Here is an 8,802-nt window from a genome sequence, read left to right on the forward strand (position 1 = left end):
GACTCAGCGCAAAGAATTGCCCTGTATTGCTATAAATGCATAACAACAGGCTCTAAGATGAATTAATAACCATCTGGCTGGAGCTGATATGAAGAAGAACAAAAACGATGCAAAACTCTTAAAAAAAGCGCTAGAGCTAGGTATGGCCTTTGCCAAGAAGCAAGGATTTGATGATTTAGACAAATCAGTCTCGTCGAAGGATAAGGTCGAATGTATTTACCGCTTGCTGGTTCAATTCAAGCAAATTACCCCGCTTCCTGAAGACAAGGAAGACGGACCGAATATGAAACACAGACTCATCCTGTGGATTACCCGGCTATTACCGCCGGATCACGAACTGCTCCAGTAACACTAGCAGCAGGTTTGAGCCCCCTCAAACCTGCTGGTTTACCTGCTATCAGTATTTATATTCCCACGACACCATACCGAAGTAGCCATCATAGTCTTGATTGACACGGCCTAGGCTATCCTCGTCTGCGGCAAACAGATAATCATCCTCATCATAGTTTTCATACCTGATATTGAGCTTGATACTCTGTCTGTCATCGACACGATAGGTACCATTGACCTCCAAACGATGCCCCTGGGAGCGATTATCCGGATAATCAAAGTCGGCATTTGACGTGGTGGATGTCTTTCCCTTGCCATAGCTATAACTGTAATCAAGCCCGATATCCAGCCGCTTATCCATCAGATTGTTCCGGTTGGCTCCAACTCCGACAACCACAGCTTCATCGGTCAGTTCTGAAGTATATCGGGAAAAATCAGGGGAATTGCTGTTGGCGCTCTGCTGCTTGGATTCAATTTGCTGATAATTCAGGTAGGCATAGCCCACGGTATTTTCATCATGCTGGTAATCAACGGTGGCATCATAGCCATAATCTTTACCCGAGCTGCGGCCTATATCCGGGGTGGGATAATCCTCATCGCCGTACCAAGCGGCGGCAGACAATTGGGTTGAATCATTAAGCTGATAGCGAATATCCCCACGGAGTTCCAGCCTTTCCCGATCGGCCAAATAATACTGCCTCAAATTCGGGCTATTGGCACTGTCGTTCCTCCAGCTCGAGCCGTCTCTGTCTTGCCATGAGACTTTGGCACCGGCACTCCAGTCATCGACCGGTTTGTAGCGTGTTGAAAGATACAGCGTGCTTTCATTGGTGCGCTTCCTGTTCGCCTCTTCCCGCGAGCGATAGCGATAGTCATATCCGCCCTGAATTTTCCATGACCGGTTATAACGGTAATCCCCCACCACTTCGAGACCGCTTCGAGTTCTGTCGGTTGTTGGCCGTGTCTGGCCTATGACGGCATCCTTATCCGAGCGGTCATCGCGATCCCGGTAATCTGCCCGCACCTTCAGCGCAGCTTTGCTGGTCAGCCGATTGCTGTAGCCCGCATCGACCTGAACCGTATTGACCTTACCGTCGAACTTGGCCTTTTGGTTCGGTGATCCCGGAAAGACATTCAACCCACCGTCAGATGTCGACTCCTGCCAAAGTACCCGGCCATCAATCGTCTGCCTGTCCATCCTGTAATTTCCCGAGACAGCAACCTGGTGAAATTCATTATCGGGCTCGTAGGCCCGGGAGTCGGCAAAGGGATCGCTGGCAGGGCCGAAATACAAGGCCTGGTTGTCATTACGAAAGACCGAGGCCCGGTATGCCGCATCGATAAGCCAGTCTTCCTCGAGATAGGACACCCCAACAGCAGTATTGAGGGTTTCATGCGAGAGCGGTTTTTGAATATATCCGGGAACACTGCCCACGCCAGGCACCCGGTTGTCATAGAAGGAATATGTCCCCTCTTTTTGCTCGAACGTCATGTCCGCATAGGGCTGCCAGGGGCTTGGCGGCGTATACTTCAACCCGATCTGGATTTTTTCCCGAATCGATTCCTTGTCGAAAGTCCTGAGATCCCCTTCGGTCAATGTCGTGCCATCACCACGGTATGCAGAAAGGCTATCATCGTTCCAGTAATACGGTGACTGGCTGTAGTAAAGGCTTGCCCGCACACCGTCGTAATCACCCAGCTCGGTGCCGATCCGAAACCGCTTCAAGCCAAGGTCTTCGACCTCAAACCGCGTGTATTCCCCGTCATCATTGACTTGCCCTAAATCGGCATTGAGTGTTCCCACGGCCCCTACATCACTGTGGGTCGGCACCCAATTGTTGAACCGGGTCGAGCCACCATTATCTGAATAGCCCGCGCCCAATGCGGCACTTCCCTGCCATTGCCCATCACTTGAGCAGGCTTTACACTCCCAGCCGGATGTATCGACCTCTTTCGCCGCTTTGAGTGAGTAATCCTGGTACGGATTGTCAGCGGGCACGCTCTCTTCTTCGGCATAACCACAGAATGTCATCGATGCAGTCAGCCAATAAATTGGATATACAATCTTCATTGCTCTGCTCTCATTTTCTCAACGTTAAGCCGCGAGGGTGATTGGTACCGTGTACCTGACTATGGCAGTTCATGCAGCTGCCGCCACGCACACGCAGGTCTCCTTCTGGAATGTCCACTTGAGCGTGCGGCACTCGATGGCAGTCCTGACACAGTTGAGGCATGCGTTTGTCCAACATCGCACTATTGATGGAGCCGTGCGGGTTATGGCAATAACTGCAGTCCTCAGACACCGGCTCATGCTCCCACAGGAAGGGGCCGCGTTTTTCCGCATGGCATTGATAGCAATTTTCGTTGATATCCACCTGCTTCAAACTGGCTTCGTTGACTGATTGGTGCGGCTCATGGCAGCTCGAACAGCTCATGACCCCATCCCGTATCGGATGGCTGGAACGCTTGTGCAGCTGAGCTTTAACCTGGCTATGGCAGCCGGTACAGGTTTCTACCTGCGTTGCTTGGTTAAACATGGGGTCTTCAGCCTGATGCAGCTTATGGCAGCTCGAGCAACTGACATCTTCGAACGCATGCACGCTCGAGTGCCAGTTCCTCTGAGCACTACCTTGGTGGCAAGACAGGCAAACGCTGTTTTGCTTGCTGGCAGGAACGGGGGAATCGTCACCAAAGGTGATCATGGGCTCACGCGCATTATTCCCCCTCGGGTTACGGTGATGGTTTCCCAGCGGGCCATGGCAAGCTTCGCACTGGCGATCGCTCATCGGGCCATGGGAAACCCCCAGGCGGCCGTGAACATTGTCGAAGATCCCCGTCGCCGGGATCTCTGAATCCTTGTCATGGCAACGCAGACACGTCTCAGAGCCATCGCGTGAATAGCGTCCATCCTGGAATTTTTTATCCAGCTCAGCCTCAACGGCTTCACGGGGATCTCGGCTTTCAGTGTCGGCAAAAGCCATCATGCTGACCAGCATGATCAGGATCCCGCTTGCTGCCCACGACCACCACTTTCTCTTATTCATTTTATAATCCTTCCAAGGCGTTCTCAGCGAATCTGGTTTACTGGCGGAACCGGTAGACATCATGGACAACGTCGACACCGACATCCTGCCCGACCGAGTGACAGGTCGCACACTGCTCACTGCCGGTTGCATCAGCGGCACTGTCTGCGGCAAACACGGCACCGTTCCTTAGCATATGCGAAATCGCGCCATCGCCTTCAGCCGGACTATCGGGATTGACATCCCCCAAATTGGATGCCAAGTGACAACTACCGCATACCACCAAGGCAGGGCTGAAGAACTTGTTTTCTCTCGCATCACCGGCCGCCACGCTAGCAACCGAAGGCCGGATGTTTGCCTGATTCGGCAGGTTGTACTGCGAGGCGGTATGGCACGCTTCGCAGTTAGCGAGATTGCCGGGATAACTAGACTCCCCGCTGCGCTGCGAGCCAAATCCGTGGAATGAATGGACATGGTATTTCAGATCGCCGGGGATCCCTGGGTAGAATGCCGCTCGTGTGGCGTTATGACAGCTGGCACACTGCTCGAAGTCCTTGGCTGAATGCGCTTGTCCCGCCGGACCATAGAGATGTACGGTCAGATCCTTGTGGCAACCGTTGCACGATGCTAAATCTGCGCCAATCGCGGTTTTTTCATTGACGGCGCCGCCACCGATATCAAAAGCGGCCCAGACCGCATTGGCCGCTAGCAGGTACTCGGTGTCCCTGTCATTCTCGAGCGAACTGTCATCACAAGCGATCAGCGCCGGTTGCTCGGCTTTTCTGTCGGTACACAGCGGCATTTCAGCATTTGTCACGACCAATACCGAGCCAGCGGCAGGTTTAAGCGCTGTTTCACCGTTCGGGAAGGCCTTCTTACAGAGAAACTGTCCATCCCCCATCGCGCTACATTCTTCGGTCATATTGATCCGGACGCGATTGGCGGTATAGCTGATCTCAAGGCCGTTGCCGTTATTCCAGTTAACCAACAAGTAGGCAGAACCGTGGCGGATAAACGGGGCGATATCTGCAAATGACGCGACGCCCTCCCCGTTGCGCGTCAGCGTGATCTCTATTTCGAAGTCCGGGTCGCTGTAGCGGGCCGAATTAATCGCCAATTCCAAGGTATCCCTTCCTGCCTGCATCGCCGCCAGCCGGCCTCCATGGACAGATTGCACCGACCTGCCACCGGCATCAACTCCGTGGCAGCCTTCGCAGCGGTCATTAGATGGGAAAGCACTTGAATGTGAGTTGCGCACCGTATGGCAGGCCCCACAGGCTTCAGCAGTTGGATGATTGAACCAGTTATCGGCATCGGCCGTTGTATCGGAGACATCCTTGTGGCAGGTATCGCAATTCCTGGCATCCTGCGGATACGGTGAGCCCACCAGCTCTGGCTCAGTCTCTTCGCCCCCCTCATCCGGGATCTCAAACACATTACCGTGCTTGTCATGGACAATGACCGCTAAAGAGCGACGGGTTGAGTTGGGGTTACTGTCGTTGTGGCAGGCTGAACAGATTTGCGGCTCTACCCGGTTTGCCGGCGCGCGAGTGCCATGAAAAGGGGCCTCGCCCATGTGGCACGTGGTACAGCTTGAATTATCCAGGATATCCCGCGACAGCGGTGCCGAGCCACCGGAAGGAACCCAGTCCAGGGTATAGTTAATGACAGGAATATCCGAGAGCGCATCGCCATAGCGAATGGCAAAGCGGTGAAGAACATCCGGCTCCCACTCAATCACTGCCGCTTCTGCGGGTGCTGGTTCTGCCGACAGTTGGGCGGGGTCAACCACTTGGGTAACGTCTACCGAGAAGGTATAGCGATAACTGCCTGCCGCCAGCACCTCAAAGACCCCGCTGGATTCAAAGTTTGGCTTGGCATCGGCTGCTGGAGACTGGCTCCCAAAGATAAAGGTTTGCCAAAAGCTATTGTCACCGGTGCTACGCCCCTCGCTGACCTTGAGGACGGCGAAACTCAAACCGCTTTCAGGGTCGAGTTCAAATGGCGCTCCCGTACCGTCTGTCGCTGTAAACTCAACCGACAGCATGCCGTTCTCATCCAGAACCGGTGTCTGGGCATCGATGGTTATATCATTCGGATCCGGCGGTGGAGAATTCTGATCGCTTCCTTGGTTATCACAAGCTTGAATCAGGCAGATACAAATAAAAGCTAATATAAATCTTATAACAATCATCAGATTAACTCACACTAGCGGATTGAAGGGTTAACTTGCACTCCATGGGAGATAGCCTGGGTCCATAACTTCTCGCAAGGCTTGGCAAGCAAATAAAAAATATAGCTATTTATCGCTGTGTGTTTGGCTGAGAATTTGATGACATCAGGGTTAATCCCCCGAAAATAGAAGCAAGTGTCTGATAAAAATTACAAATAACCCTGACTCAATTTTAAGAACAATCCATTAATCGCAACAGCTTTCTCAGCTTCCCCCTTACTCTCACTCTCTGTAGTCATTGGCGGGATTTGAGCTTCTGTCCTATCTTTGATGACAAAAAACCATCGTGACAGTGTCGCGTTCGAAGGAGTACATCATGAGAGTGTTGAAACAACCCTTTGCACTATCCTGCCTCATTATTATCGGTGGCTATTGCAGCCATGCTGCTGCGGTCAGTGATGAGCTAGTGAAAAGTTGCGATGCCTGCCACGGTACTAACGGAGTCAGTAAGAATACCAACATCCCTTCCATTGCCGGGATTGCCGAATGGAACCTCAGCGATCAGATGCTGCAATACCTCGATGGCCGCCCGGCCAAAACCGTTAACCATGTCCTTGGGGATACCAGCAAAAGTGGCAATATGAAAACCGTTGTCGAAGGGCTGAGCGAGGATCAAATCAACGATCTTGCCAACTATTATTCATCCAAACCTTTTGTCAAAGCCAAACAAACGTTCGATGGCAACAAAGCGGCTGCGGGCAAAGAGGTACATATGGCCAGCTGTGACAAATGCCATTCGAAAGGTGGCAGCGACCCATTCGACGAGGCCTCTATCCTCGCAGGCCAGCAAAAAGGTTACATCCTGCGCACTATGAATGAGTACAAGGGTGGCCAGCGCCAAGGTGACAAAGGTATGGTCGATGCAATCAAAGCCCTTAGTGCTGATGATATTTCAGCACTGGTTGAGTTTTATGCCAGCCAGCAATAAGCAGGAGTGACAGGCCGTGACAGATTCCAACAAACCCAGCAGCTCACTCTGGCGTAAATTGCTATGGGGCATCCCTGTTGGGGCGTTCATTGCTTTCGTTCTGGGTATAGGCGCAATGGCAGCCTTTCACTGGACGATGGACTATACCAACAGGAACCAGTTCTGTTATGGCTGTCATATCGGCATGGATACCATCGTCGAGGAATACCAAGCCTCGATTCATTTTAAAAACACCAAGGGGGTGGTCGCCGCTACGTGCAGCGACTGCCACGTCCCCCGTGAATTCGTTCCCAAAATGGCGCTGAAAATTGGCGCGACTGGCGATATCTTCCACATGATGCGCGGCACCATCACGCTGGAGAACTTCGAAACAGAACACCGCCCGCGGCTGGCACAGAAAGTGACCGACGAGTACAAGACCAATGACTCCAAACAGTGCCGTTATTGTCATGATGTCAACAAGATGGATTTCGAAAACCAGTCGCGCAATGCCAGCCGCCGCCACCAGACTATGGCGGAACGAGGGCAAACATGCATCGACTGCCATGCCGGTATCGCCCATGCGCTGCCCAAGCCAGCAGCGACGGAAGCCGCTGCCGAATGAAGTAGATACTCACCAAAAAGTTAAATAGCTAACATTTTTTCGCTACCCGGATTGCGACTCGTATATCAGTGCGCTACCGTGAACATATCTATTTAGTAGCATAACAAGGATTTTCATGCGTCGTGTCGTCTTCAACCAAAAAGGCGGGGTTGGTAAATCAAGCATTACTGCCAACCTTGCTGCAATCAGTGCAGCCCAAGGGTACAAGACACTGCTCCTCGACTTAGATGTCCAAGGCAACAGTAGCCACTACCTCGGCTTCGACATCAATATCGACAACAGCAAAAACATGGCTGAGCTACTCAACCAGACCGTGGGCTGGTTCTCGGTATCGACACCGATCAAGTCCTACCCACAAGCGACTCCATTCGACAACCTTGACATTATCCCCGCCAGCCCGAAACTGGAAAAAATCGAGTCTGAGCTCGAGCGCCGTTATAAAATCTATAAACTGCGCGACGCTCTGGATGAGCTGGACAAAGAGTACGACCGTATATACATCGATACCCCGCCGAATTTGAATTTCTTCAGCAAGGCCGCCCTTATTGGTGCTCATAAACTGCTGATCCCGTTTGACTGCGATAGCTTCTCCCAACAGGCATTGATGACCTTGCTCAACAATGTGGCAGAGCTGCGCGAGGATCATAACCCCAAGCTTGAAGTCGAAGGGGTGATTGTCAATATGTTCAATGCCCAGGCCAAGTTCCCAGCTAAAATCATCGAAGACTTAAAAGATATCGGCTTGCAGATCCTTGAGCCTTACCTGCCGCTCTCGGTCAAGATGAAAGAATCGCATTATCACCAACAGCCGCTAATCCACCTGCTGCCGAACCACAAACTCACCCAGTCATTTAGCAATCTTTTTGCCACGCTGGAGCAAACGGAAAAAGCCACAGTCAATTAACGCCTCGTCCATAGTTATCAGGCAGTTATCATTGTAAGCCAGCTTGTTAGCATAATGACAAGCTGGCTTAACTTTATCGTCAGGCAATATGAAAAAGCTGGAGAGGGAATGTCAGCTCGGATAAAAGTGATTGAAATCACACTTTTAACCGCCACGGCGGTGATAAATAATCCGCCGCGCTCAAAGCATAAGCAAACAGTCACCATAACTTAAAAAAGCCAACTCAAACACTTGCACGAGGGATCATCACTCGCTAATATGCTCCTCGTTCCCACGGGAATGCAGTACGACCGTAGCTCAGCTGGTTAGAGCACCACCTTGACATGGTGGGGGTCGGTGGTTCGAGTCCACTCGGTCGTACCAACTTCTAGCTTTAATCTAGAACACAATTTGCGTCTGTAGCTCAGCTGGTTAGAGTACTACCTTGACATGGTAGGGGTCGGTGGTTCGAGTCCACTCAGACGCACCATCTTCAATTTGATTGAAGATACAGTACGACCGTAGCTCAGCTGGTTAGAGCACCACCTTGACATGGTGGGGGTCGGTGGTTCGAGTCCACTCGGTCGTACCAATTTCTAGCGTTAATCTAGAACACAATCTGCGTCTGTAGCTCAGCTGGTTAGAGTACTACCTTGACATGGTAGGGGTCGGTGGTTCGAGTCCACTCAGACGCACCATCTTCAATTTGATTGAAGATACAGTACGACCGTAGCTCAGCTGGTTAGAGCACCACCTTGACATGGTGGGGGTCGGTGGTTCGAGTCCACTCGGTCGTACCAA

7 protein-coding genes and 5 tRNA genes are annotated in these 8,802 nt (G+C 51.9%); 9 read left to right on the forward strand and 3 right to left on the reverse strand.

Features of this window, described 5'->3' with window-relative positions; all coding sequences use genetic code 11:
• The first annotated feature begins 88 nt into the window (after positions 1-88).
• Positions 89-349 carry a DUF5062 family protein gene (locus tag C9J03_RS11080; protein WP_039462384.1) on the forward strand — a complete coding sequence of 87 codons (261 nt, stop codon included), beginning with the start codon at positions 89-91 and terminating at the stop codon, positions 347-349.
• A 48-nt stretch (positions 350-397) separates the two neighbouring features.
• Here the strand turns inward: C9J03_RS11080 and C9J03_RS11085 are convergent, their stop codons facing one another.
• The 3 genes from C9J03_RS11085 to C9J03_RS11095 are packed head-to-tail and all read right to left on the reverse strand — an operon-like array spanning position 398 to position 5,547.
• On the reverse strand, positions 398-2,401 hold the full coding sequence (locus tag C9J03_RS11085) for an MtrB/PioB family decaheme-associated outer membrane protein (RefSeq protein WP_052829745.1): 2,004 nt from the start codon (positions 2,399-2,401) through the stop codon (positions 398-400).
• Positions 2,402-2,411: 10 nt separating this feature from the next.
• Positions 2,412-3,374: a DmsE family decaheme c-type cytochrome gene (locus C9J03_RS11090; RefSeq protein WP_044623115.1), complete on the reverse strand. Its 963-nt coding sequence runs from the start codon at positions 3,372-3,374 to the stop codon at positions 2,412-2,414.
• Positions 3,375-3,411: 37 nt separating this feature from the next.
• Positions 3,412-5,547, reverse strand: coding sequence for an OmcA/MtrC family decaheme c-type cytochrome (locus tag C9J03_RS11095; protein WP_044623114.1), 2,136 nt, complete (start codon positions 5,545-5,547; stop codon positions 3,412-3,414).
• A 355-nt stretch (positions 5,548-5,902) separates the two neighbouring features.
• Here C9J03_RS11095 and C9J03_RS11100 point away from each other — a divergent pair, with 355 nt between their 5' ends.
• The 8 genes from C9J03_RS11100 (at position 5,903) to C9J03_RS11135 (ending at position 8,801) form a co-directional block, all read left to right on the forward strand.
• On the forward strand, positions 5,903-6,514 hold the full coding sequence (locus C9J03_RS11100; protein WP_044623113.1) for a c-type cytochrome: 612 nt from the start codon (positions 5,903-5,905) through the stop codon (positions 6,512-6,514).
• A gap of 16 nt (positions 6,515-6,530) precedes the next feature.
• Positions 6,531-7,118, forward strand: a complete 588-nt coding sequence (locus C9J03_RS11105) for a NapC/NirT family cytochrome c (protein ID WP_044623112.1) — start codon at positions 6,531-6,533, stop codon at positions 7,116-7,118.
• A 115-nt stretch (positions 7,119-7,233) separates the two neighbouring features.
• Positions 7,234-8,022, forward strand: coding sequence for a ParA family protein (locus tag C9J03_RS11110; protein ID WP_044623111.1), 789 nt, complete (start codon positions 7,234-7,236; stop codon positions 8,020-8,022).
• A gap of 286 nt (positions 8,023-8,308) precedes the next feature.
• Positions 8,309-8,385, forward strand: a tRNA-Val gene (locus tag C9J03_RS11115).
• A gap of 29 nt (positions 8,386-8,414) precedes the next feature.
• Positions 8,415-8,491 (forward strand) — tRNA-Val (locus tag C9J03_RS11120).
• A 25-nt stretch (positions 8,492-8,516) separates the two neighbouring features.
• A tRNA-Val gene (locus tag C9J03_RS11125) sits at positions 8,517-8,593 on the forward strand.
• Between the two features lie 29 nt (positions 8,594-8,622).
• Positions 8,623-8,699: transfer RNA gene (locus C9J03_RS11130), tRNA-Val, on the forward strand.
• 25 nt (positions 8,700-8,724) lie between these two features.
• Positions 8,725-8,801, forward strand: a tRNA-Val gene (locus tag C9J03_RS11135).
• Position 8,802: the final 1 nt, after the last annotated feature.

Origin of the sequence: Photobacterium gaetbulicola, assembly GCF_003025515.1 — a bacterium.
GTDB classification, from domain to species: Bacteria; Pseudomonadota; Gammaproteobacteria; order Enterobacterales; family Vibrionaceae; genus Photobacterium; species Photobacterium gaetbulicola.